The organism is Sphingobium herbicidovorans, from assembly GCF_002080435.1.
In the GTDB taxonomy this organism is placed as follows: domain Bacteria; phylum Pseudomonadota; class Alphaproteobacteria; order Sphingomonadales; family Sphingomonadaceae; genus Sphingobium; species Sphingobium herbicidovorans.
Genome location: NZ_CP020538.1, coordinates 1,770,166 through 1,794,259 on the forward strand (window position 1 = coordinate 1,770,166; position 24,094 = coordinate 1,794,259).

Here is a 24,094-nt window from a genome sequence, read left to right on the forward strand (position 1 = left end):
TCCGCCAAGATGGAAGAAAAGTCTCCGATGAGCGAAGAAGGCGGCGCGACAGGCGTAACGGCAATGCCGCCTGCATCCCCCCGTGGACGAGGCCCATGGCTGATGCCTGTCCTTCTCCTGCTCGCTTTCGCCATCGGCGTCGTGCTGACGATATTGGCGGTGCCCTATGTGCAGGGACGGTGGAACAGCAACGCGCGTCAGTCGGTGGTAACGGCCGATCCTTATTTGCGGCCTGGCGTCGCCATGAGGCCGCTGGCTACCGACACGGCAAAGATGCTGGATGACCGCGTAGTTCAGCTGGAGCAAAGGCTTAACCGCATCACCGTGGAAGCGCAGGCAGCGTCCGGCAACGCCGCGCGGGCGGAAAGCCTGCTGGTGGCGTTCGCCGCGCGCCGCGCGCTCGATAGCGGCGCGCCGCTCGGCTATGTCGAGGGGCAATTGCGGCTGCGTTTTGGCCAGGCACAACCGCGTGCGGTCGCGACGATCATCAATGCCGCAAGGGAACCCGTGACGCTGGCCGACCTGCGTGGCGGACTTGCCAGCATCGCCGACCAGTTGACGACCCCCGGCCCGCAAACCGGCTGGTGGGAGGCCTTTGAACATGAAGCTCGCGAGCTATTGACGATTCGTCGCGGATCGACGCCTTCGCCCCGGCCACAGGTGGCGATGGATCGCGCGCTCCGTTATATCGATGGAGGCCGGGTAAGCGCAGCGCTGACCGAAGTCGAGCAGATGCCGGGGCGGGCAGCCGCCGACCGATGGATGCAATATGCCCGCCGCTATCTGGAGGCGCGCCGCGCGTTGGACCTAATCGAGACGGCCGCGATACTGGAACCGCGTCAGTTGCGCGCCGTCGATGGTGCTGCCGTGAGCCAGACGTCCCCTCTGGCGCCCTGAAAACTGTCATAATCGACCAATGGTTGGCTCAGATGAGCGAAACCATTGGACGCGTTGAGCATTTGTCATGAGAATGTCATCTTTCGCCCATTGGGCCAGGGAGACTTATTTCTCGTGCCGCCATATGCCGAATCGATCACCAGCTTCTGGAAAGGACGCCTAGCCGCAGGGCCGCGCGCGCCTGAACTACCGCCGGTGAAGCATTTGTTGGCCAATGCCTCCATGCCCTTCGACCTGGCGCGCAGCCGGGCGCAGGCCGCTTCGCTGGCGAGAGCGATTCGCGGTGATGGCCGGCAAGTTCTGCTGATCCCCGGTCTTCTGGCGTCAGAACAGCGGATGGAGCCTTTGCGCGCCATATTGCAGGCAGCGGGCTTTGAAGCGCATGGCTGGGGAATGGGCCGCAATCTGGGGCCTCGTGCCGACAGCCTTGAAAAGATCGACCGGCGCGTGGATGAAATCCGGCGCGGCAGCGGCAAGCCAGTGACATTGGTCGGCTGGAGCCTGGGCGGCCTGTTCGCGAGAGAATATGCCAAGATCGCGACCAACAAGGTCGGCGGCGTTGTCACCATGGGGACGCCCTTTTCCGGGGACGTGCGCGCCAATCATGCCTGGCGGCTTTACCAGCTGGTGGCGGGTCACCCGGTTGATTGCCCGCCCTTCGCCTGTGACCGCGCGGTCAAGCCGCCCGTGCCGACCATCGCGCTCTGGTCGCGGCGCGACGGCGTGATCTTGCCAGCATGCGCCAAGGGGCGCGCGGGCGAGCGCGACAGGGCGATGGAGGTCGATTGCACCCATATGGGCTTCGCCGTTGCGCCGGAAGGCATATTGGCTGTGGGCAAGGCGCTGGAGCGGTTGCGGGACTGACTACCCGGCCATGCGCGCGATAGTTTTATCCTCGGTCAGGCGAGGCGCCCAAGCGCTTCCTCCCTGCCGATCAGGGGCAGCAGCTGGCTCATGTCGGGGCCGTGATCTAGTCCAGTAAGCGCGCGCCTCAGCGGAAGGAAGAGTTGCTTGCCCTTGCGTCCGGTCCGGTCCTTCAGTGCGCCGGTCAGCGTTCGCCAAATGTCGGCGTCGAACGAAAGGTCCAGCAGGATTTCGCGCGCGGTGGCGAGGAAGTCGCAATCCTCTTCCTCCGGTGCGGGCGCTTCAATCGGACCAGTGACAATGCGCCACCAGTCTGCCGCCTGCGCCACCGTCTCCAGATTCGGACGAATCGCCTCCCATCCCGCCTCATCCATTCCCTCAGGGAGGCGGTCGGACACCGCGCCATAAGGCAGCATATGGACGATTTTCTGGTTCAGCGCTGCAAGCTCTGCTTCATCGAAGCGGGCGGGCGCGCGTCCGAAATGCGCGAAATCGAAACTGTCGATAAGCGGCTGCAGTTCGGTGACGGGTTCGATCGGCATTGATGTGCCCAGGCGGGCAAGCAAAGCGAGAAGAGCGATCGGCTCCAGACCGATTTCACGGAAATGCGCCACACCCAGCGAACCCAGGCGCTTTGACAGCTTTCCTTCGCTGCCCGTCAGCAGGGCCTCATGGGCGAAGTGAGGCAGGGGCGCACCGAGGGCAGCGAACATCTGGATCTGGGTCGCGGTGTTGGACACATGATCCTCGCCGCGCAGAACATGGGTTACCGCCATGTCGATATCGTCGATCACCGAGGGGAGCATATAGAGCCAGCTGCCGTCGGCGCGGCGGATCACCGGGTCGGACAACAGCTTCGGATCGAAACGCTGATCGCCGCGAATGAGATCGGTCCAGGCTATCGGTTGGCCATGGTCGAGCTTGAAACGCCAGTGGGGCTTGCGGCCTTGGGTTTCATAAGCAGCGATCTGGTCCGGCGTCAGGGACAGTGCAGCGCGATCATAGACGGGCGGCAGGCCACGGCCGAGAAGGACCTTGCGCCGCAAATCCAGTTCCTGGCTGGTTTCGTAGGCTGGGTAGACACGGCCAGAGGCTTTGAGGTGCTCAAATTTCTCCTCGTAAAGGGCAAAGCGGCCGGACTGCTTCTCTTCACCGTCCCAGTGAATGCCCAGCCAGCCAAGGTCCGCCTTGATCGCGTCGGCATATTCGGGACGCGACCGTTCAAGGTCCGTGTCGTCGAGCCGCAGAAGGAACCGGCCGCCGCTTTTTCGTGCCCACAGCCAGTTATGAAGCGCGGCGCGGATATTGCCGACGTGCAGATTGCCGGTAGGCGACGGAGCAAAGCGGGTGATGACGGTCATTTTACAGCGTTCTGAAAGCGTTTGTGATCGGGTAACGGCGGTCGCGTCCGAAATTGCGGATGCCGAGCTTCACGCCGGGGGGCGACTGGCGGCGTTTATACTCCGCGACGTAGAGCAGGCGCTCGATCCGGGCGACGGTATCGCGGTCGAAGCCGCGGGCAACGAGTTGCTCGACGGAAAGCTCTTCCTCGACCAGGCCGTACAGGATGGGGTCCAGCACCTCATAGGGGGGCAGGCTGTCCTCATCCTTCTGGTCGTCGCGCAGCTCGGCGCTTGGCGGCTTGGTGATTACCCGATCCGGCATCACCGGCCCAGTAGGGCCGAACGCCTCGCCCAGTGAGGGGACATTCTCATTACGCCAGCGGCTGAGATCAAAGACCGTGGTCTTGTAGGCATCCTTCAACACGGAATAGCCGCCCGCCATGTCGCCATAAATGGTGGCATAGCCAACCGACATCTCGCTCTTGTTGCCGGTCGTCAGCAGCATGTGGCCGAATTTGTTGGAAAGACCCATCAACGTGACGCCCCGGATGCGAGACTGAAGATTTTCCTCGGTCAGGTCCCGCTGACGCCCTTCAAAGGCTGAGCCAAGCATTGCGTCGAAGGCGGCGACGGCGGGCTCGATCGGGATGGTGTCATAGCGAACGCCCAGCAGCCTGGCGCACTCCACCGCGTCGTCCAGGCTTTCCTGACTGGTGAAGCGGGACGGCATCATGACGCACCAGACGCGATCCGCGCCCAGCGCATCGACGGCGACGGCCGCCGAAAGGGCAGAATCAATGCCGCCCGACAGGCCCAGCACCACGCCGGGGAAGCCGTTGCGGTTCACATAATCGCGAAGGCCCAGCACCATGGCGTTATAGATGTCGGCCGGGCGTGCGTCGAGCATGTGCTGGTCACCCGGGATGCATACCCATTGGCCGTCCCATTTTTCCCATTGGGTGAGGACGAGCGCCTCCTCCCAATCGGGCAGCTGGTGGGCGATGCCGCGGTCGGCGCCCATGACAAAAGAAGCGCCGTCGAACACCAGCTCATCCTGGCCGCCAACTCGGTTGAGATAAACGAGCGGCAGGCCGGTTTCGCGCACGCGGGTGCCGGCGACTGCGTTGATCCGGCGGTCATCCTTGTCGATTTCGAACGGGCTGCCGTTGGGGCTGATGAGGATTTCCGCGCCTTCGACCCGCAGATGAGCGGTAACGAAGGGGAACCAGATATCCTCGCAGATGGGGACGCCGATCTTCACGCCCCGGAAGTCGATCGGCGCGGGCAGCGGGCCGGGCGCGAAGAGGCGCTTTTCGTCGAACGTCCCATAATTGGGCAGCTCGCGCTTCTGACGGATGGCCGTTACCGCGCCATTGTCCAGCAGGGCGACGACGTTGAACAGGACACCCTGCGACGCGACGACCGTGCCGACCAGCATTGCGGGGCCGCCGTCGGCCGTCGCCTGGGCAAGCCGAACGAGTTCGTAATTGGCGCGATCGACCAGTGCGGGCTTCAGCACCAGATCCTCAGGCGGATAGCCGATCAGCTGCAATTCGGGATAGACGATAAGGTCCGCGCCAGCAGCCCTGCTCCGCCATTCCAGCATCGCATCGGCATTGGCGGCAAGGTCGCCCACCGATTGCGTCATCTGGGCAAGGGCGATCACGAGTTTGTCGTTCATGGGCAGGCGCCCTAGAGCATTTTGCCGCAGGGAGCAAAAGCGCCTTTCCACGAAGGACATGCGCCGCTAAAGGGGCCGCGTTTCACACAGCGTCATCAATTCGTCACGGGGGTTTGGCCATGAAACTCATGACCGGCAATTCCAACAAGCCGCTTGCGGCCGCGATTGCAGACTATATCGAGATCCCCCTGACCGATGCGAGCGTCCGCCGCTTCGCGGATGAGGAAGTTTTCGTTGAAATTCACGAGAATGTCCGGGGCGAGGACGTGTTCGTGATCCAGTCCACGGCCTATCCCACCAACGACAATCTGATGGAATTGCTGATCATGATCGATGCGCTCAAGCGCGCGTCGGCCAAGCGAATCACCGCGGTCGTTCCCTATTTCGGCTATGCGCGCCAAGACCGGAAACCCGGCCCCCGCACGCCGATCTCGGCCAAGCTGGTGGCCAACCTCATCACCACGGCGGGCGCCAACCGCGTGCTGTCGGTCGATCTGCATGCCGGGCAGATCCAGGGCTTTTTCGACATTCCAACCGATAATCTATTCGGCGCGCCGGTGATGTCGGCGGATATCCAGGCGCGCTTTGGCGACCGCAACCTGATGGTTATATCGCCAGACGTCGGCGGCGTGGTACGCGCCCGTGCGCTGGCCAAGCGGCTGGACAACGCTCCCCTCGCGATCGTCGACAAGCGCCGTGAGCGGGCGGGCGAATCGGAAGTCATGAACATCATCGGCGATGTGAAGGGCCGATTCTGCGTGCTGATCGACGACATCGTCGATTCGGCGGGCACACTCTGCAACGCAGCCAGTGCGCTGAAAGCGGCAGGCGCGGAGGAAGTCGTCGCTTATGTCAGCCATGGCGTGCTGTCCGGCGGGGCCGTTGCACGCGTCGAGGCGTCTGAGCTGAAGGAACTGGTCATCACCGACTCGATCCAGGGCACCGACGCGGTATGCAACGCCAAGAGCATCCGCCACCTGCCGATCGCGCCGCTGTTGGGCGAGGCGATCAAGCGTATTGCTGACGAAAGCTCGGTTTCCAGCCTATTCGACTGAATGGCAAGTTGCGCCGCGCGACTTTTTAGGAAGCAACTGGCAGCAGCGGCAGACAGAATAACAGAATCAGCGCGCCCACGACGCGGTGGCCGCGGGATATGCCGAGCGGTTTGTCCCGCCAGAGCATCGGGCAGGATAGCAGCGCGAGCAGGAACAGCATGTTCGACAGGCTGAACGATCCAGACATGGGCATGTCCTGCCGCAGCGCCAGAGCGCCCAGCAAAGCAACGAAACTCAATATCCAGCCGATCAGCGTCACACCATGCCCCCTTGGATGAACGGAAGGCTAACGGCATGATCTTGCGGAAAACTTAAACGCTGCCCGTCCAGGGATCGTAAGTGCCAAAGCTCCAGACATTGCCTTCCGGATCAAGCGCTTCATATCCCCGGCCGGGATAGCCCTGATTATCATGCGGCTCGCTCACCACCACCGCCCCTGCATTGCGAGCGTGGAGGCAGTGGGCGTCGGCATCCGGGACAACGACATAGATGCAGGTCGTGACGCCGCCCAGTTCGCGCGGAGTCGTCCAGCTGTACAGAGATTCTTCTTCGCCATCCCGGGCGCTGCCCAGCATCACCATGCCGTCCCCCAGCGCCAGTTCGGCATGATGGATGATGCGCGGGTCGGCATCATCCTCATAGGATGCCCGGACTTCGAAACCGAAGGCGTCGCACAAAAAGCGTATGGCGGCAGGCGCATCGTCATAGCGCAGGCCGGGGATCACAGGCGAACCGGGCATCTTTCCCTCCTTCAGGCACGAGGAATCGGCGGGGCACAGCCTAGCGCGAGAGGCGCTTTACCGCTAGGCGGGGAGCCATGACGACACGCGACGACCTGACCCTTGCCCATCGCCTCGCCGACGCAGCAGCAACGGCGATCCGGCCCTTTTTCCGCGCGCGCTACGACATGGAGTTCAAGTCGGACAAATCGCCGGTAACGGAGGCCGACCGCGCCGCCGAAGCGGCAATCCGGGCGATATTGGAGAAAGAGCGCCCGCAGGACGGGATTATCGGCGAGGAATATGGCGCGACGCGCGAGGATGCGGAGCGCGTGTGGATCCTGGATCCGATTGATGGCACGCGCAGCTTCATTGCAGGGCGGCCGATCTTTGGCACGCTGATCGCGCTGACTGAGGCAGGGTGGCCCACGATCGGCATCATCGACCAGCCGATTGCGAAGGAACGCTGGGCAGGGATGATGGGCCAACCGACGACCTTTAACGGGCAGCCAGTGACGACCCGCGCCTGCCGGTCGCTGGAGGAGGCGATCGTCGCGAGTACCGGGCCGCAATATTTTCCCGGTTGTACCGGTGAGCATTTCTCCCGGCTTGCGGGGCAGTGCCGCGACACGGTGTGGGGGGGCGACTGCTATAATTACGGACTAATCGCATCGGGCCATGTCGATATCGTGATCGAGGCAGGGCTGAAGCTGCATGACATCGCCGCGCTGGCGCCCGTGGTCGAAGGCGCAGGCGGACGCATGTGCGACTGGGCGGGCGACCCGATCACCGCCGACAGCGACGGACGCGTGATCGCGCTGGGCGATCCGGCGCGGCTGGAAGATGTGCTCGAGGCCCTTGCCGACGAACATCATGACCACTGAGGTGATCGCCCGGACAGATTAGAAAATTCCAAGAAACTTCTTCTTCTGCGCCTTCTTCTCCGTGGCGTTCGACTTTCCTGATTCGTCCTTCGCCGTGGTGCCACGTCCTACGTCATCCCGAGGCTCGCCACCTTTGGTACGTTGGGCAGCAGCCGTGGCGCCAGCGAGGACCGGCCCACAGGCGGCGCTTTTGGCATCACCTACATCCACGAAGGCAAGCACCGCAGCCAGCGGGCTGGCGGCAATGCCCAACGCAGCCGCCGCGCCGCCCCTCGCCATCAATTCGGGACTGATGACGTCGATGCTCGGGCGGGCGAAATAGCCCTTGATCCCGACCGGCGACTGCCCCGAGAAAAGGCTGAACTTCTTGCCATCGGCGCGGAAGGCCAAATCCAGGCTTTCGTTGCGGAATGAAAAGCCGCCCCGGCCCAGCATCACATTCTTCCTGGTGTCGATAATGATGGGGTCGGCAGCCGCGATCCCGTTTCGGACCGTGAAGGCGATGAGGCCGCAATTGATCTGGACGGGCTCTTTCAGCTTCTTTTCGAACATCTTCGTGATGAAGGTGCCGATATCAAGTTCGGATAGCTGCACATTGCGCGCCCACATGGCGCCAGCGGGCAGGATGACGGCGATGCGTCCGTCGGATGTGGCGAGCGAATCATGAACCGTGTCACCCAGTCCGGTCAGCTGGGCACGGGCCTTGATAATGCCGGTCGTCCCCGATTGCTCCACGCCCCAGCGGCCCAGCAGCGTGCCCATGGGCGTCGGCGAAAGACGGATATCATAGCGCGTCCGCACCGGGCTGGTCCGCGCATTGATTTCTATGTCGGAACTCACATGCCCCCCCGACATGTCGAAGGTGAGAGGAGACAGCGACAGCAGGCTCCGTTCGAGCGCGACGGTCAGCCCGACATTGGAAATCGGAACATTGGGCGCGCGAATGCGGCGCACATCATAGCGGACACTGGCATCGAAATTCCGCAGCGCGTCCGCGCGCAGCTTTGCGTCAGGCAGGATGCGTGGAGCGCCACCCACATTTTCTATCGCGCCGTCCGCTCCCTGCGCCTTCAGACGTTCCGGATCATAACCGATAAAAGGCCCCACATCGACGATGTCCAGCGTCCGGGTGGTAAGGTCCGCCTTTATATGCAGGCGATTTTCGGGCCGCGATACGATCATGCGACCCGCCAGATCGCTGTCGCCGAACCGGCCCTTCAAATGGGTAAAGCGCCAAGCGTCCTCCTGCCTGGCAAGCGCGGAGGTGAAGCGATACGCGCGGGTTTCGGGAATAGCGACACCCAGAAAGTCGAAAAGCAGCGCAAGATTGGGACCATGGGTCAAAAGGCGCAGGTCGGCTCCCTCTATCTCCGTAGCACCGGGCAGCGTCCCGCTGACCTCCAGCACGGTTGCGCCCGATTGCGCATGGAGAGCGAGGCTGTTCTTTCCCCCGGTCACGGTTTCATTAGGCGACAGAAGGCCGCCGCGCAGGGTGAAGCGACGATCGCGCATCGTCCCATCGCCTGAAAAGCGGATATCGCTGGCAAAGCGCGTGTCCTGCGCCTTCACCGTTTCAAAGCGTATGTCGGTGGCGAGCAGCATGCGCGGGTCGCGATAGCGTATCGTAGTTCCGGCAAGCAGAGCACGGCGCACCAGCGGCAGATCGAGCGGCTCGCCTTTCTTCCCCGGATCGCCAAAGGTCCAGCTGTTGCTCTTGCCATCGCGCGACCATTCAAGGTCAGCCGCTGCATTGCGCAGTTCGAGCCAGCCGATGCGATATTTGTCGCCGAAGACAAGACTAAGGGGAGCAATGCGCGCATCGATCAGGTCGGCGCGAAAGAAGTCCGGTCGGCTGGCCCATGGCGTGTTGGCTATCGCCATCTTTTCCGCGCGGAACTTGACGGCGAGGGGCGCGAAGTAGAGCTGAAAGTCACCCTCAACCTCGACCGTTCGTTCAAGCCTGCTGGTAAGGAAGCGTTCGAACGGATGTTTCAGGAACCGGCCCTTGGTGATGAAGAGAGTCAGCCAGAGGAGAAAGAGGACAGCGATGATATAGCCGATAATGCGCACCGGCAGCGGGACCTTGCGCCAGCGCGCACGCACGCGCGACCAGTAATGGCCCAAACCTCCCGCCGGGCTGGGTGGCGGTGGAGCCTCTGGGTCGGGTTTGCCCAGCCGGGGGGGATCGGCGTCGGCCATGGCGCAACAACGCCGTCCCGCACTTTTGGGTCCGAATCGCTTGCCTTGGGCGTCACATCCGATTATGGGCGCCCCTTCGCGATATTTGGAAGGACCGCCCGGCTAACTAGGGCTGCCGGGGCTGTCCGTAATCGTCGCGCTGAAAAAGGAGACGAAAATGCCCAAGCTCAAGACCAAGAGCGGTGTGAAGAAGCGCTTCAAGTTCACCGCTTCCGGCAAGGTCAAGCACGGCGTCGCTGGCAAGCGTCACCGCCTGATCAGCCATAACTCAAAGTATATCCGCCAGAACCGCGGCACTTCCGTGCTGTCGGATTCCGATGTCGCTCACGTGCGCCTCTGGGCGCCCTACGGCCTGAAGTAAGGAGTAGAGGCACATGGCACGCGTAAAACGTGGTACGACCACCAAGGCGAAGCATAAGCGGCTTCTGGAACAGGCGAAGGGCTATTATGGCCGTCGCAAGAATACGATCCGCATCGCTCGCCAGGCCGTCGAAAAGGCCGGGCAGTACGCTTATCGCGATCGCAAGGTCAAGAAGCGGTCCTTCCGCGGTCTGTGGATCCAGCGCATCAACGCTGGCGTGCGCGCCGAGGGCTTGACCTATTCGCAGTTCATGCACGGCCTGAAGCTGGCCGGCGTCGATCTGGACCGCAAGGTTCTGGCCGACATCGCAATGCATGAAGGCGAAGCGTTCAGCGCCATCATCGCCCAGGCGAAGGCCGCGCTGCCCGCGGCCTGAGCAGGACCGGTCGCAAGATCGTCCAAAAGGGCGCCGAGGCAGATGCCTTCGGCGCCCTTTTTGTTTGCAGGCAACGCCCCTGCCACTCGCGAAAGGAGCAAGCCCATGTCGCTGCACATCTGGTGGCTCTATGCCACCGCGGTATTGCTGATCTCGGCCACGCCTGGCCCGAACATGCTGCACGTCATGGCGCAGAGCATCGCCCATGGCCCTCGCAAGGCGCTGGTGACCATGGCGGGGCTTATGAGCGCGGTGCTGCTTTGCCTTGTCGCGTCGGCCCTGGGCCTGGGTGCGCTGCTGAAGACATCGCCTCTGCTGTTTGACGGCTTGCGCTATGCAGGCGTCGCTTATCTCATCTGGTTGGGCGTCAAGGCCTGGCGCTTGCCGGTGGCGCAGGGCGCAGATAGTGGAGCAGCCCCTTCCCTGCGGGCCAGCAAGCTCTATGGAACGGCGCTGCTGACAGGGCTTTCCAATCCCAAGCTGATCATCTTCGCTGCGGCGCTGTTCCCCCAGTTTATCGACACCGCGCGGCCTTTCGGTATCCAGTTGGCGATACTGGTGGCGACCTTTGTCGTGATCGAAAGCTTCTGGTACGGTGCCTATGCGCTGGGCGGTTTGAAGCTCAAGCGCTGGCTGGAGCCTGCGAACCGGCAAAGGCTGTTCAACCGCGGCACCGGCATCCTGTTCGTCGGTTTTGGAGGCGCGCTGCTGGGCGCGCGCGCCTGACCCTTTCCTTGCGCGGCCTGCCCCGCTAAGGCGCGCAGACATTGCGCCTTCGCGGGAATGACGAAGAATCATGAATGAAATCGCCAATCTGAAAGCCGGCCTGATCGCCGACATCGCCGCCGCCCATACGCTTGATGCGGTGGAGGCTCTGCGCGTCGGCGCGCTGGGCAAAAATGGGGTGGTCACGGGGTTGCTGAAAACCCTTGGCCCGATGAGCCCCGATGAGCGCCTGGAAAAAGGCCCGCCGATCCAGGATCTGCGTGAAAGCGTAACGGCAGCGCTGGCGGAAAAGAAGGCGGCGCTCGAACAGGCGGCACTCGACGCCAGACTGGCGGCAGAGAAGATCGACATGACACTGCCCGCCGACGTCGGTCCGCAGGGGTCTGTTCATCCTGTTTCCCAAGTGATGGACGAATTGGCGGAGATTTTCGCGGATCTCGGTTTCTCTGTCGCGACTGGGCCGGAGATCGAGGACGACTGGCACAATTTCACCGCGCTCAACATTCCCGAAACGCATCCCGCGCGGGCGATGCACGACACTTTCTATTTCCCCGATGGCGAAGACGGGAAAAAGATGCTGCTGCGCACCCATACCTCGCCCGTACAGATCCGCACCATGATGAATGGTGAGCCGCCGATCCGCATCATTGCGCCTGGGCGGGTTTACCGGTCGGATTCCGACGCGACCCACACGCCCATGTTCCACCAGATCGAAGGGCTGGTGATCGACAAGGGCATCACGCTGGGCCACCTCAAATGGACGCTGGAAACCTTCCTCAAGGCTTTCTTCGAACGGGACGATATCGTGTTGCGCCTGCGGCCCAGCTATTTCCCCTTCACCGAACCGTCGGTTGAAGTCGATGTCGGCTATACATTGACCAACGGCCAGCGCGTGATCGGCGGCGATGGCGATGCGCCGGGCGGCGGCTGGCTGGAAGTGCTGGGCAGTGGCATGGTCAATCGCCGCGTGATCGAGGCGTGCGGGCTGGACCCCGACGAGTGGCAGGGCTTTGCCTTCGGCACCGGCGTCGATCGCCTCGCCATGCTGAAATATGGGATGAACGACTTGCGCGCATTCTTCGACGGCGACCTGCGCTGGCTTAAACATTATGGCTTCTCTGCGCTCGATGTCCCCACTTTAAGCGGAGGAGTGGGCGCATGAAATTCACGCTGAGCTGGCTCAAGACGCATCTCACCACCGATGCGGATCTGCCGACCATCCTCAAAGGGCTGACCAACATCGGCCTGGAAGTCGAGGGTGTGGAAAATCCGGCGGAAAAGCTGGCCCCTTTCCGCATAGCAAAGGTGCTGACGGCCGATCCGCACCCGCAAGCGGACAAGTTGCAGGTGTTGACCGTGGATGCGGGCGACGGCGCGCTTCAGGTCGTGTGCGGCGCCCCTAATGCTCGCGCGGGGCTGGTGGGCGTGTTCGGGACTGAAGGCGCGGTGGTGCCGGTCAACGGCATGGTCCTCAAGAAGACGGCCATCAGGGGCGTCGAATCCAATGGCATGATGTGTTCGTTCCGCGAGCTGGAACTGGGCGAGGATCATGACGGGATCATCGAACTGACTGCCGACGCACCGGTGGGACAGGTCTATGCTGTCTGGGCCGGGCTGGACGATCCGGTCATCGACGTGTCGATCACCCCGAACCGGCAGGACTGCATGGGCGTGCGGGGGATCGCGCGGGATCTGGCGGCGGCTGGGTTGGGGACTCTCAATCCTATCATCGTCCCCGAGATCATTGGCGTCGGCGTGGGTCCCGACATCCGGATCGAGGACGCAGATGGCTGCCCCGCTTTCTTTGCCCGGACCGTCAAGGGCGTGAAGAACGGCGCATCGCCGGAATGGATGGCGAAGCGTCTGAAAGCCATTGGGCAAAAGCCCATCAGCACGCTGGTCGATATCACCAATTATATCATGATCGATCTGGGCAGGCCGCTGCATGTCTATGATCTGGCCACGCTGAAAGGCCCCCTGACCGCGCGCCGGGGAAAGCCTGGCGAAGAAGTGCTGGCGCTGAACGGCAAAACCTACACCGTTGACGAGACGATGACCGTGATCGCCGATGATGAGGCGGTACACGATATTGGCGGAATCATGGGCGGCGAACATTCAGGCGCCACGGAATGCACCACTGATGTGCTGATCGAATGCGCCTATTTCACACCGGAACGGATCGCGGTCACCGGACAGAAGCTGGCGCTGACCAGCGATGCGCGCGGCCGCTTCGAGCGGGGTGTGGATCCGGCTTTCCTGGATGATGGCCTGTCTATCGCCACCTATCTGGTGACGGAATTGTGCGGCGGCACGCCCAGCGAGGCTACGCGGGCAGGTACGCCGCCCGTCGCCGACAAGATCGTGACCTATGAACCGAGCCAGTGCTTCGCGCTGGCGGGCGTCGATGTCGCGGAAGATGAGCAGCGCCAGATTCTGGAAAGCCTGGGTTTCGGCGTCGAAGGCAATGACGCAACCTTCAGCTATGAAGATGGCATGCCGGTGACCACGCCGGCCAACTGGACGGTGAAAGTGCCAAGCTGGCGTCGCGATGTCGACGGCTGGCCCGACCTGGTCGAGGAGGTGGTGCGCATCGTCGGGCTGGATCAGGTGCCTTCCACCCCCCTGCCTCGCGCACCCGGCGTCGCGAAGGCGACGGCCACGAGCGAACAGCTGGTCGAGCGCCGGGTACGGCGAACGGCGGCGGCCCGGGGTCTGGCCGAGGCGATCAACTGGTCCTTCATTTCCGAAAAGGAAGCGGCTGCGGTCGGCGGTGGCGAGTGGACGCTGGCGAATCCCATTTCCGAAGAACTGAAGGTCATGCGGCCATCGCTGCTGCCCGGCCTGTTGTCAGCGGCGCGGCGGAACATGGACCGGGGAGCGGCTTCGGTAAGATTGTTCGAACTGGGACGGCGTTACTTCACCGGCAAGGAGCGGGCGACCGCAAGCTTTGTGCTGGCGGGCGAAAAGGTGGCGCGGGGCTGGCAGACGGGCAAGGCCCAGCCCTTCACCGCCTATGACGCAAAGGCCGAAGTGATTGCCCTGCTGGCAGCTGCGGGCGCGCCCGTGGCAAACCTGCAAAGCTTTGGCGAGGCGTCCGCCGCTTATCATCCGGGGCAGTCGGGGACGTTGCGGCTGGGGCCAAAGACGGTGCTTGCCGAATTCGGCCTGTTGCATCCTTCGCTGGCTAAGCAATTCGGCCTGACCGGCCCGGTGGTTGCGGGCGAAATCTTTCTTGACGCGATCCCGGCAAAGCGGGCCAGCGGCTTCATGCGCGCGCCCTATGCGCCGCCCGCACTACAGCCCGTAAAGCGTGATTTCGCCTTCGTCGTGGACGAAGCGGTGGAAGCGGACGCCCTGGTGCGCGCCGTCAGGAACGCGGACAAGAAGGCGATTGTGGACGCACGACTGTTCGACGTCTTTGCTGGACCTGGCGTGGACGAAGGCAGCAAGAGCCTGGCAGTCGAGGTCACGTTGCAGCCGGGCGAGAAGAGCTTCAGCCAGGAAGAGCTGGACGCGATCAGCGCGAGCATCGTGAAGGCGGCTGAAAAGCTCGGCGGAACGCTGCGGGCGTAAATCCTTCCAGTGATGCAAAGGGAAGCCCGAGTGGACGAGTTTGTAACCATCGCTTCGGACGGGTTGACCGCCAGCATCAGTCCGCTGGGCGCGGAATTATGGTCGCTCAAGGACGCGCAGGGCCGCCAGCTCATGACCGACGCCGACCCTCGCTGGTGGACCGGGCATGCGCCTTTGCTCTTCCCCTTCGTCGGGCGGTCGCGCGGCGACATGTATCGGCTCGACGGGCATGAGTATCCGATGCCGCAGCACGGCTTTGCGCGCCGCATGGCCTTTGCGCAGATCGAACATCTCCCCGAATCCGCGATCTTCCGGCTGGAAGCCGATGCGGCGACGCGGGCCGTCTATCCCTTCGACTTCCGGCTGGACATGCAGTTTGCGGTTGCCGGTAGCACATTGATGATGACGGCGACTGTCATGAACCGGGGCGAGGCGGACATGCCCTTTTCCTTCGGCTACCACCCCGCCTTCGCCTGGCCGCTGCCCTATGGCGGCAACGTCGAGGCGCATCGGGTTGCGTTCGAGAAGGCGGAGCCCGCGCCGATCCGCAGGGTCGGGGAAGAAGCCGGGCTGATCGCGCGGGATAGCGTGGCTTCACCGGTTGATGGCAATTTGCTCACGCCGACCCATGCGATGTTCGAAGACGACGCGCTGATATGGGACACGCTGGAAAGTCACAGCCTGCTGTGGGGCGTGCCGGGGCGAACGCGGTTGAAGATCGACTTTCCCGACACGCCCTGGCTGGGCCTGTGGCAAAAGCCGGGCGCGCGCTATCTATGCGTCGAGCCTTGGGCGGGCATGGCGGACCTTGTCGGCTTTGAGGGCGATGTGTGGGAGAAGCAGGGCATCATGCGATTGCTGCCTGGGGATGAACGGCGGTTCCGCATGGACGTGACGCTGGTGGACGTGTAACGGCGGCCAATGATTCCGTTCGGGCTGAGCCTGTCGAAGCTCGCGCGCGCCCTTCGACAAGCTCCGGGCGAACGGAGGTTTTCGCCACATATTAGAAGCTGCCATGACCATCCCATCCCGCCGTACCTTCGCGATCATTTCCCATCCTGACGCCGGCAAGACCACGCTGACCGAAAAGCTCCTTTTGGAAGGCGGCGCGATCCACCTCGCTGGCGAGGTGAAAGCGCGTGGAGCGAACCGGCGCGCGCGGTCGGACTGGATGAAGATCGAACAGCAGCGCGGCATTTCCGTGACCAGCTCGGTCATGACCTTCGAGCGAGACGGCATTACCTTCAACCTGCTCGATACGCCGGGGCACGAGGATTTTTCGGAAGACACCTATCGCACGCTGACGGCGGTCGATTCGGCGGTCATGGTGATCGATGCCGCCAAGGGCATCGAACCGCAGACGCGCAAGCTGTTCGAAGTCTGCCGTCTGCGCAACGTGCCGATCATCACCTTCATCAACAAGGTCGACCGGGAAGGGCGCGATACCTTTGCCCTGCTGGACGAGGTCGCCGACGCGTTGGCGCTGGATGTGTGCCCGATGAGCTGGCCGGTGGGCATGGGCGGGACGTTCGAGGGGATTTACGACTTCGCCAGGAACCGGCTGCGCCAGCCTTCGGGTGCGAGCAAGGAGTTTGAGGGCAAGGAAGTCTTCGTCGAAAATATCCATGACGACAGGCTGGCGGAGCATATCTCAGCCCAAGGGCTTGAGAAATTGCGGGAAGAGGCGGAGCTTGCCGTTGGCGGCTATGCGGATTTCGACCTGACGGCCTATCGGCACGGTGACCTGACCCCGGTCTATTTCGGGTCGGCGCTCAAGCTGTTTGGCGTCACCGAGCTGATCGACGCGCTCGCCGCCCATGCGCCGCCGCCCCGCGCGCAGCCAGCCGAGCCCGCTCCGATCGAGCCTGAGAATAGCGAAGTCACCGGTTTCATCTTCAAGGTGCAGGCGAACATGGACCCGCAGCATCGCGACCGTATCGCCTTCATGCGCCTGTGTTCGGGCAAGTTCAGGCGCGGCATGAAGCTGACGCCCTCGGGCAGCGGCAAGCCGATCGCCGTGCATTCGCCGATCCTGTTCTTCGCGCAGGATCGTGAGATTGCGGACGAGGCGTTTCCGGGCGACATCATCGGCATTCCCAATCACGGGACGCTGCGCGTAGGCGATACGCTGTCCGAAAAGGCCGGCGTGCGCTTTACCGGCCTGCCGAACTTCGCGCCGGAAATCCTGCGACGGGTTGCGCTGAAAGACCCGACCAAGACCAAGCAACTGCGCAAGGCGCTGGACGATCTGTCGGAAGAAGGCGTGATTCAGGTCTTTTATCCCGAGATCGGCAGCAGCTGGGTGGTCGGCGTCGTCGGGCAGTTGCAGCTGGACGTTCTTATTTCGCGCCTTGAGGCGGAATATAAGGTGGCAGCGGGGCTGGAGGCTTCACCCTTCGATACTGCGCGCTGGGTTTCGGGGGATGACGCGGCGGTCAAGGAGCTGGTGTCATTCAACGGCGCCAACATGGCCAAGGACCGCGACGGCAACCTTGTCTTCATGGCCAAGAGCGCCTGGGACGTGACCTATCAGCAAGAGCGGCATCCGAAGGTCAAGTTCAGCGCCACCAGAGAGCGTTGAGGCATTAGCGGCCGTAAGATGACCGCCATCCTCTATAGCTTTCGCCGCTGCCCCTATGCCATGCGGGCGCGAATGGCGCTGATCGTCAGCGGGCAGCAGGTCGAGTTGCGCGAGATCCTGTTGCGCGACAAGCCTGATTCGATGCTCGCCTTGTCCCCCAAGGGCACTGTGCCGGTGCTGGCGCTGCCCGGCGGAGAAGTGATCGACGAGAGCCTGGACATCATGCGCTGGGCGCTTCGCCTGCATGATCCCGAGGGCTGGCTGGAGGGGGATGATGCCGCGCTGATCGCGGCCAATGATGGGTCGTTCAAACAGCATCTCGACCGTTACAAATATGCGGCGCGCTATGGGTCCGACCCGCTGGAACATCGCGCGGCCGGGATGGCGTGGCTAGGCGAACTGGAAGCCCACTTGAAGAGCCGTGCGTTTCTGTGTGGTGGGCGCAGGACTTTGGCGGACATGGCGATCTTCCCCTTTGTCCGGCAGTTTGCGGCCGCCGACCAGGCGTGGTTTGACGCACAAGCCGTGCCACGGGTGCAGACCTGGCTGCGGGGACTGATCGGGTCGGCGCTGTTCGATCGGGCCATGACGCGCAGGGCTGCATGGCAATCCGGCGATGCGGCGGTCTTTTTGTAGGGGATCCTCGCCTAACGGCGCAGGAGGAACACGGCATGCTCGGCGAACAGGTTCGCGTTGGCGTGGGTGGTTTCCTTGTCGCCCTTCAGGAACCACTGGCCATCAATCGTCCAGCCGCGCTCCTTCACCAGGGCGCGGAAATCATCGACGGTCACATGATGGATGTTGAGCGTGTCATACCATGTGTCGGGGAGCAACCGCGTCACCGGCATGCGGCCACCCCAGAGCAAAGACAGCCGACCGCGCCAATGGGCGAAATTAGGGAAGGATACGAACGCCTGGCGCCCGATCCGCAGCAGTTCGTCCACGACCAGATCGGGGCGACGCGTGGTCTGTAGCGTCTGGCTGAGGATCGCATAGTCGAAACTGGCGTCGGGATAATAGGCCAGGTCGGTGTCGGCGTCGCCCTGCACCACGGACAGGCCGCGTCCCACGGCGGCGGCGACATTATCGCCGTCGATCTCCAACCCGCGCGCATCGACCTGCTTGGCGTCACGCAGCGCCGCCATCAGTGCGCCGTCGCCACAGCCTACGTCGAGCACGCGTGCGCCTGGCGTGACGGTGCGGGCGATCAGCGCCAGATCGGGACGCAGCGCCTCGCTCATGCGCGACCGCCTTTCAGGAAGCCGTCAACGACGCGGTTGAGCTCCGGGCATTCCAGCAGGAAGGCGTCGTGGCCGAAGGGGCTGGACAGTTCGACAAAGCTCGCCTGCGCCCCGCTGGCGTTCAGCGCATGCACGATAATCCGCGATTCCGCCGTGGGATAGAGCCAGTCGGTGTCGAAGCTGACCAGGCAGAAACGCGCCCTGGACGGTGCGAACGCGGTGGCGAGGCTGCCGCCATGGTCCTCCGCAATGTCATAATAGTCCATGGCGCGGGTGATGTAGAGATAGGAATTGGCGTCGAACCGCTCGACAAAACTCAGACCCTGATGGCGCAGATAGCTTTCCACCTGAAAATCGGCGTCGAAACCGAAGGTCTTTGCGTCCCGCCCCTGAAGGCGGCGGCCGAATTTTTCGGTAAGGCCAGCCTCCGACAGATAGGTGATGTGCGCGGCCATGCGCGCGACGGCCAGACCCGCGCTCGGCACCTGCGCGTCGGCATAGTAATCGCCGCCGCGCCAGTTGGGATCTGCCATGATCGCCTGCCGCCCGACTTCATGAAAAGCGATGTTTTGTGCGCTGTGACGAGCCGTGGATGCGATGACGATGCAGCTTTCCACGCGATCGGGAAAGATGGTCGGCCAGCTCAACGCCTGCATCCCGCCCATGGAGCCGCCAATGACGGCGGCCAGACGATCGACGCCCAGATAGTCGAGCAGCAGCGCCTGAGCGCGCACCATGTCCGCGATGGTCAGCACCGGAAAACGCATTGCATAGGGTTCGCCCGTTGCCGGATCCGGGCTGGCGGGTCCGCTAGACCCCATGCAGCTGCCGATGACATTGGCGCAGATGATGAAGTGCCGCGCGGGATCGACGGGCTTGCCATCCCCCACCATGCGCCACCACCAGCCGGGCTTGCCGGTGACCGGATGATCGGACGCCACATATTGGTCGCCCGTCAGCGCGTGGCAGATGAGGATGACGTTGCTCTTGTCCTCATTCATCCGGCCATAGGTTTCATAGGCGATATCCACCGGCACAAGAGCCGCGCCGCTGTCCAGACGCAGGGGGCCGGTCAGGCGGACCTGACGGCGGAGGCCGAAACGGCTGTCATCGGATAGCGGGGCGCTGGCCATGGTGGATGGGGGCTAGGACCGTGGACGAAGGCTGTCAATCGGTGGAGGGTCGGCTGAAACGGCGCGATGGCCCTGAACAGGTCCGTTCGGGTGACGTTATGGGCCGCCTCTCCCCGACATCCAGTGCGCAGGCGAGCGGCCGGCGCGCCCCGCATGCAGCGGCGCTTTGCCTTTGGCGCGGATGGCGCTAAAGCCCGGCCCATGACGAAACCTGCTCCCAAGGAATGGATCCTCGGCATTTCGCCCTATGTGCCTGGCAAGGCGGCGGCCGATGACGGTCGCCCGCTGGTCAAGCTCAGCGCCAATGAAAATCCCCTTGGCACGAGCGAGGCTGCGCGCGCGGCGCTGGTCGCGGCCACCGCGGACCTTGCCACCTATCCCGATCCGGGCGCGGCGAAGATGCGCGAGGCGATTGCAGCATTGCATGGGCTGGACCCGGCGCGGGTGATCTACGGCACCGGTTCGGATGAACTGCTTCACATCGCCGCGAGCGCCTATGCCGGGCCGGGGGACGAAGTTCTATACGTCCATTACGGCTTTTCGGTCTATGACATCGCCACGCGGCGCGTGGGCGCGACGCCGGTGATCGCGCCGGACAGGGACTACGCAACCGATGTGGATGCACTGCTCGCCTGCGTGACGGACAGGACGAAGGTCGTCTTCCTCGCCAATCCCAACAATCCCACCGGAACGATGACACCGCGCGAAGATATTGCGCGGCTGCATGCCGCGCTGCGGCCCGACATTCTGTTCGTGCTGGATCAGGCCTATGCCGAATATCTGGACCGGCAGGAGGATGATGGCGGACTGGAGCTGGCGAAGACTGCCTCCAACGTGCTGGTCACCCGGACCTTTTCAAAGATATACGGGCTTGCAGCGGAACGGATCGGCTGGGGCTATGCCAGTGCGGGGATTATCGACGCGCTGCACCGCATCCGCGCGCCGTTCAACGTCACCACGGCGGGACAGGCGGCGGCGATCGCGGCGGTGAAGGACCAGGCATGGGTAGAGGCCAGCCGGACGCACAACCGCCAGTGGCGGCAATGGCTGGCTGATGAGGTGGCTTCGCTGTCCAACCATGGGCTTCGCGCAGTGCCCAGCAAGGCGAACTTCATTCTCATTCTGTTCGATGGAAAGCTGTCGGCCGAAGCGGCGATGAAGGGATTGTGGGACGAAGGATTCGCAACGCGCTGGCTGCCGGGCCAAGGCCTGCCCAACGGCCTGCGTATCACCATCGGTACGGAGGATCAGGTGCGCGCGGTGGCAGCGAAGCTCCGCGCAATGGCGGAGGCGGCCTGAACCATGCTGCCTTTTTCCCGCGTCACCATCATCGGCCTTGGACTGATCGGATCTTCGCTGGCGAGGGCTATCCGCGAATATATGCCGACCGTGCGGGTGACGGGGCATGATGCCGACCCCAACGTGCGGCAGATCGCGCGGGCGATCGACCTGTGCGACGATGTGACCGACACAGCCGGGGCCAGCGTGACAGACGCCGATCTGGTAGTGCTGTGCGTGCCAGTGCGGGCGATGGGCGCGGCGGCGGCAGAGATTGCCGACGACCTGCCAGCCGAGGCTATCGTGAGCGATGTGGGATCCTGCAAGGCCGATGTGCTCGCGCAATTAACAGCGGCATTGCCGGGCCGGGCGATCATCCCCGCGCATCCGGTCGCCGGCACGGAAAATAGCGGGCCGGAGGCTGGCTTCGCCAGCCTGTTCCAAGGGCGCTGGTGCATCGTCACCCCCCCGCCGATGCTGATCCGGCTGCGGTCGCGCGGGTTTCGGAACTCTGGCACCGGGTCGGTGCGGATGTGGAAATCATGGACCCGCAGCATCACGATCTGGTGCTCGCGGTGACGAGTCACTTGCCACACCTGATCGCCTACACCATCGTCGGCACGGCGAGCGATCTGGAAGATGTAACCCAGTCGGAGGTCATCAAATATTCAGCAGGCGGTTTCCGCGACTTCACCCGCATCGCCGCGTCGGACCCCACCATGTGGCGCGACGTCTTCCTGGCGAACAAGGACGCGGTGCTGGAAATGCTGCAACGCTTTTCGGAAGATTTGTCCGCGTTGCAACGGGCGATCCGCTGGAATGATGGCGACGCGCTGTTCAACCTGTTTACCCGGACCCGTGCTATCCGCCGGTCGATCATCGAACAGGGGCAGGATGATCCAAAGCCGGACTTCGGGCGGAGCCATTGATTTTTCGCGCGGTGGCGCGGCGGGCAAGGTCCAGCCTATCAAGGCCCGGCGCGAAATTGCTTGGCGCGTACCGAACTCACGCATCCGCCCCTTCGGGTCCCGGCTTGAATATTTCCGAAGGAACCGCCGCATTGAGCGCGTTGATCGCCGCATGGACGCGCGCTTCGGCCTCCCGGCGGTCCAGGCCGGTAGGGACGATTTCGCCAACCTTGTAGGTGATGGTGCCTGGCCGCTTCATGAACTTGCCGCGCGGCGACAGGCGGCCACTGTCGATCGCGATCGGCACCACAGGCATGCCGAGCAGCGAATATAGGCCTGCAAAGCCCGCGCGCAGCGGCGGCGCTTCACCGTGCGGGACGCGCGTGCCTTCAGGGAAAAGGCAGACAGCCCGCCCCTGATCGGTAGCCGCCCGCGCGGCGGCGCGCAGCGTGCGCATGGCGCTCGCCCCGGCGCTGCGCTCAATCGGGATCAGGCCGTAAAGGCGCGCGATCCGTCCCCAGGCAGGCATGTCGAGCAATTCGCGCTTGGCGGCAATGACCGGGCGATCGAACAGGCAGAGCAGATCGATCGTTTCGAACATCGATTCATGCTTGACGATATAAAGATAGCGACCCTGCGGCAGTTCACCCTCGATCCGCACCTTCTGACCCAGCAGCCAACGCGCGCAGAGGCGGTGAAAACGGCTCCATACGGTCGCAATGTGGGGCACTGCGGAAGGCAAGGGCCAAGCGGCAAGGAGCGCGCTGAACACCAGCAGCGCCGATCCGCTGTAGAAAGCCAGCATGAAGGCGAGCGAACGCAGGGCGGTAATCATGTTGTTCATCAGATCCCGACCAGCGCCGCCGCACGGCGGAGCAGATATTTGTTATATTCGCGCATCAACATGGTGAGGCTGGGACGGCTGGGCACGGCGTCATAGATGATGGTGAGGCTGCCGGGCACCGCCTGGCGCAGTTCCAGCGCCGCGCGGCGCATGTGCCAGTCCGTGGTGATCAGGCGGACAGTCTTGAAATGCCGGCGCTCCAGCCAGCGGGACGTTTCGATGGCGTTGGACCGCGTGTCGATCGCTTCGCGGCCAAGGGTGATGCAGCAGGAGAAAAGCCGCTCCGGCGCGTCATATTGGGCGGCGAGTTCAGACGGACGGACAGAACGATCGACGCCGGAAATCAGCATCCGCTTGGCCGCGCCCTCCTGAAGCAGCACAAGCCCCCGATCAATGCGGCCCGCGCCGCCGGTCAGAACGACGATGGCGTCTGTCGGGCGGCCGTCGAGCGGCTGGGGCAGGAAGATGGCGAACCAGGCAAAGCCCAGCATCCAAGCGAGCAGCGTCACGGCGATGAGGCGTACAATCACAGCAGTTGGCCCAGGGACCGCAGCACGGTCCAGCGCGCGGCCAGCGTCGAGAGCAACACGCCCCCGACGGGCAGGGCGGCGAGGACCAGCCAACTGCTCCACGGCAGGCTGATCGCCGCCAGCAGGTCTGAACCAGTGGCGGCAAGGCGCGTGCCGAGCAGGATGATGACGAGCAGGGCCGTGACGAACCCCAAAAGCCCGCCGAACAGCGCATCAAGGCCGATGCGACGCTGGAACAGGCGCGCGATCTGCACATCGGTTGCCCCCATCAGGTGCAGCACGTCGATCGTCCCGCGATGGCTATCATGCGCGGCGCGCGCCGCCAGCACGACGATCGCGGCGGTGGCGAGCGCCATCAGCAGCACTATGCCCACTGCGAGCCCGCCGAGCGCCGCCAGCAGGCGGGCAAGCGGTCGAAGAAAGGATGCATGGTGTTCTACACGGATCTGGGGCGAAAGGGCGGCAAGGGCGCGGCCAATCCGCTGAACCTGAACATCGGTGGCTCCCGGCTTCAATTCGACGTCGATCAAAGCGGGAATTGGCAAATCGCCACTGGCGGCGTCCTGACCCAGCCAGGGACGAATCTGCTCCGCGAGAGCAGTGGGATCGACGGGACTGACGCTCTGCACATCGGGTGATTTGCGCAGCAATCGCGCCGCCTCTCCGCTCAGTGCCTCGCGCCGGTCGGCATTCGCTTCGACGATCTGCACGGTCGCTCGCCCGGCAAGGTCTGCGCCGACCGATTGCACGGCAGCGCCAAGGCCGAGTCCGGCGGCAGCGGCAAGAACCGTCAGGAACATCATGATCGCTATGACCCAGGGCATGGGTCCGGCAACGCGGCCTTCGGGCAGCAGACGGTTGCGCGCAGCAGCGGCGGCGCGGCGGTCTGCGCCGGTCATGA

23 protein-coding genes and 1 pseudogene are annotated in these 24,094 nt (G+C 63.6%); 14 read left to right on the forward strand and 10 right to left on the reverse strand.

Annotated elements, in window-relative coordinates; all coding sequences use genetic code 11:
• Window positions 1–9: 9 nt before the first annotated feature.
• Both B6S01_RS08545 and B6S01_RS08550 read left to right on the forward strand, forming a co-directional pair.
• Window positions 10–897 (forward strand): MICOS complex subunit MIC60, encoded by an 888-nt coding sequence (locus tag B6S01_RS08545; RefSeq protein ID WP_037468818.1) that lies wholly within the window; start codon window positions 10–12, stop codon window positions 895–897.
• Window positions 898–1,011: 114 nt separating this feature from the next.
• Window positions 1,012–1,761, forward strand: coding sequence for an esterase/lipase family protein (locus B6S01_RS08550; protein ID WP_037468820.1), 750 nt, complete (start codon window positions 1,012–1,014; stop codon window positions 1,759–1,761).
• A gap of 35 nt (window positions 1,762–1,796) precedes the next feature.
• On the opposite strand, the gene gltX is transcribed toward B6S01_RS08550, so the two are convergent.
• Together gltX and B6S01_RS08560 are read right to left on the reverse strand one after the other, a co-directional pair.
• Window positions 1,797–3,122, reverse strand: a complete 1,326-nt coding sequence (gene gltX / locus B6S01_RS08555; RefSeq protein WP_037468821.1) for a glutamate--tRNA ligase — start codon at window positions 3,120–3,122, stop codon at window positions 1,797–1,799.
• A 1-nt stretch (window position 3,123) separates the two neighbouring features.
• Window positions 3,124–4,785, reverse strand: a complete 1,662-nt coding sequence (locus tag B6S01_RS08560; RefSeq protein WP_037468822.1) for an NAD+ synthase — start codon at window positions 4,783–4,785, stop codon at window positions 3,124–3,126.
• 119 nt (window positions 4,786–4,904) lie between these two features.
• Between B6S01_RS08560 and B6S01_RS08565 the strand changes: the two genes are divergently transcribed.
• Window positions 4,905–5,840 carry a ribose-phosphate pyrophosphokinase gene (locus B6S01_RS08565; protein WP_037468824.1) on the forward strand — a complete coding sequence of 312 codons (936 nt, stop codon included), beginning with the start codon at window positions 4,905–4,907 and terminating at the stop codon, window positions 5,838–5,840.
• Window positions 5,841–5,865: 25 nt separating this feature from the next.
• Here B6S01_RS08565 and B6S01_RS08570 read toward each other — a convergent pair whose 3' ends face one another.
• Window positions 5,866–6,099, reverse strand: coding sequence for a hypothetical protein (locus B6S01_RS08570; RefSeq protein ID WP_037468826.1), 234 nt, complete (start codon window positions 6,097–6,099; stop codon window positions 5,866–5,868).
• Window positions 6,100–6,151: 52 nt separating this feature from the next.
• Window positions 6,152–6,580 carry a VOC family protein gene (locus B6S01_RS08575; protein WP_037468840.1) on the reverse strand — a complete coding sequence of 143 codons (429 nt, stop codon included), beginning with the start codon at window positions 6,578–6,580 and terminating at the stop codon, window positions 6,152–6,154.
• A 77-nt stretch (window positions 6,581–6,657) separates the two neighbouring features.
• On the opposite strand from B6S01_RS08575, the gene hisN reads away from it, so the two are divergent.
• Window positions 6,658–7,443 carry a histidinol-phosphatase gene (gene hisN / locus B6S01_RS08580; protein WP_037468843.1) on the forward strand — a complete coding sequence of 262 codons (786 nt, stop codon included), beginning with the start codon at window positions 6,658–6,660 and terminating at the stop codon, window positions 7,441–7,443.
• An 18-nt stretch (window positions 7,444–7,461) separates the two neighbouring features.
• Here the strand turns inward: hisN and B6S01_RS08585 are convergent, their stop codons facing one another.
• Complete coding sequence (locus tag B6S01_RS08585) at window positions 7,462–9,642, reverse strand: AsmA family protein (RefSeq protein WP_037468847.1); 2,181 nt, start codon at window positions 9,640–9,642, stop codon at window positions 7,462–7,464.
• A 157-nt stretch (window positions 9,643–9,799) separates the two neighbouring features.
• Here B6S01_RS08585 and rpmI point away from each other — a divergent pair, with 157 nt between their 5' ends.
• The 8 genes from rpmI (at window position 9,800) to B6S01_RS08625 (ending at window position 17,895) form a co-directional block, all read left to right on the forward strand.
• The gene (rpmI, locus tag B6S01_RS08590) at window positions 9,800–10,003 is read left to right on the forward strand and encodes a 50S ribosomal protein L35 (protein WP_037468852.1); all 204 of its coding nucleotides are present in this window, start codon (window positions 9,800–9,802) and stop codon (window positions 10,001–10,003) included.
• Window positions 10,004–10,016: 13 nt separating this feature from the next.
• On the forward strand, window positions 10,017–10,379 hold the full coding sequence (gene rplT / locus B6S01_RS08595; protein WP_037468856.1) for a 50S ribosomal protein L20: 363 nt from the start codon (window positions 10,017–10,019) through the stop codon (window positions 10,377–10,379).
• A 105-nt stretch (window positions 10,380–10,484) separates the two neighbouring features.
• Window positions 10,485–11,105, forward strand: a complete 621-nt coding sequence (locus B6S01_RS08600) for a LysE family translocator (RefSeq protein ID WP_037469150.1) — start codon at window positions 10,485–10,487, stop codon at window positions 11,103–11,105.
• Window positions 11,106–11,175: 70 nt separating this feature from the next.
• Window positions 11,176–12,267: a phenylalanine--tRNA ligase subunit alpha gene (pheS, locus tag B6S01_RS08605; RefSeq protein ID WP_037468860.1), complete on the forward strand. Its 1,092-nt coding sequence runs from the start codon at window positions 11,176–11,178 to the stop codon at window positions 12,265–12,267.
• Entirely contained in the window at window positions 12,264–14,678 is a 2,415-nt protein-coding gene (pheT, locus tag B6S01_RS08610) for a phenylalanine--tRNA ligase subunit beta (protein WP_037468864.1), read from the forward strand. The genes pheS and pheT overlap by 4 nt, the downstream gene beginning before the upstream one ends.
• Before the next feature lie 30 nt (window positions 14,679–14,708).
• Entirely contained in the window at window positions 14,709–15,590 is an 882-nt protein-coding gene (locus tag B6S01_RS08615) for an aldose 1-epimerase family protein (protein ID WP_407695224.1), read from the forward strand.
• Window positions 15,591–15,693: 103 nt separating this feature from the next.
• A complete protein-coding gene (locus B6S01_RS08620; RefSeq protein ID WP_037468874.1) occupies window positions 15,694–17,259 on the forward strand; it encodes a peptide chain release factor 3 in 1,566 nt (521 codons plus the stop codon).
• Window positions 17,260–17,277: 18 nt separating this feature from the next.
• Complete coding sequence (locus B6S01_RS08625) at window positions 17,278–17,895, forward strand: glutathione S-transferase (protein ID WP_037468877.1); 618 nt, start codon at window positions 17,278–17,280, stop codon at window positions 17,893–17,895.
• A gap of 11 nt (window positions 17,896–17,906) precedes the next feature.
• Here B6S01_RS08625 and metW read toward each other — a convergent pair whose 3' ends face one another.
• Together metW and metX are read right to left on the reverse strand one after the other, a co-directional pair.
• Entirely contained in the window at window positions 17,907–18,500 is a 594-nt protein-coding gene (metW, locus tag B6S01_RS08630) for a methionine biosynthesis protein MetW (protein WP_037468879.1), read from the reverse strand.
• The gene (metX, locus tag B6S01_RS08635) at window positions 18,497–19,633 is read right to left on the reverse strand and encodes a homoserine O-acetyltransferase MetX (protein ID WP_037468881.1); all 1,137 of its coding nucleotides are present in this window, start codon (window positions 19,631–19,633) and stop codon (window positions 18,497–18,499) included. Before metX ends, metW begins: the two co-directional genes overlap by 4 nt.
• A gap of 201 nt (window positions 19,634–19,834) precedes the next feature.
• On the opposite strand from metX, the gene hisC reads away from it, so the two are divergent.
• Window positions 19,835–20,932, forward strand: a complete 1,098-nt coding sequence (gene hisC, locus B6S01_RS08640; protein WP_062793026.1) for a histidinol-phosphate transaminase — start codon at window positions 19,835–19,837, stop codon at window positions 20,930–20,932.
• A 3-nt stretch (window positions 20,933–20,935) separates the two neighbouring features.
• Window positions 20,936–21,840 (forward strand): annotated as a pseudogene (locus tag B6S01_RS08645) (prephenate/arogenate dehydrogenase family protein).
• 76 nt (window positions 21,841–21,916) lie between these two features.
• Here the strand turns inward: B6S01_RS08645 and B6S01_RS08650 are convergent.
• From B6S01_RS08650 to B6S01_RS08660, 3 genes are read right to left on the reverse strand one after another with little or no spacing between them, the layout of a single operon-like run.
• A complete protein-coding gene (locus B6S01_RS08650; RefSeq protein ID WP_037469156.1) occupies window positions 21,917–22,654 on the reverse strand; it encodes a lysophospholipid acyltransferase family protein in 738 nt (245 codons plus the stop codon).
• A gap of 8 nt (window positions 22,655–22,662) precedes the next feature.
• A complete protein-coding gene (locus B6S01_RS08655; RefSeq protein WP_037468887.1) occupies window positions 22,663–23,193 on the reverse strand; it encodes a YdcF family protein in 531 nt (176 codons plus the stop codon).
• Entirely contained in the window at window positions 23,190–24,092 is a 903-nt protein-coding gene (locus B6S01_RS08660; protein ID WP_037468889.1) for a cell division protein FtsX, read from the reverse strand. Before B6S01_RS08660 ends, B6S01_RS08655 begins: the two co-directional genes overlap by 4 nt.
• Window positions 24,093–24,094 lie beyond the last annotated feature (2 nt).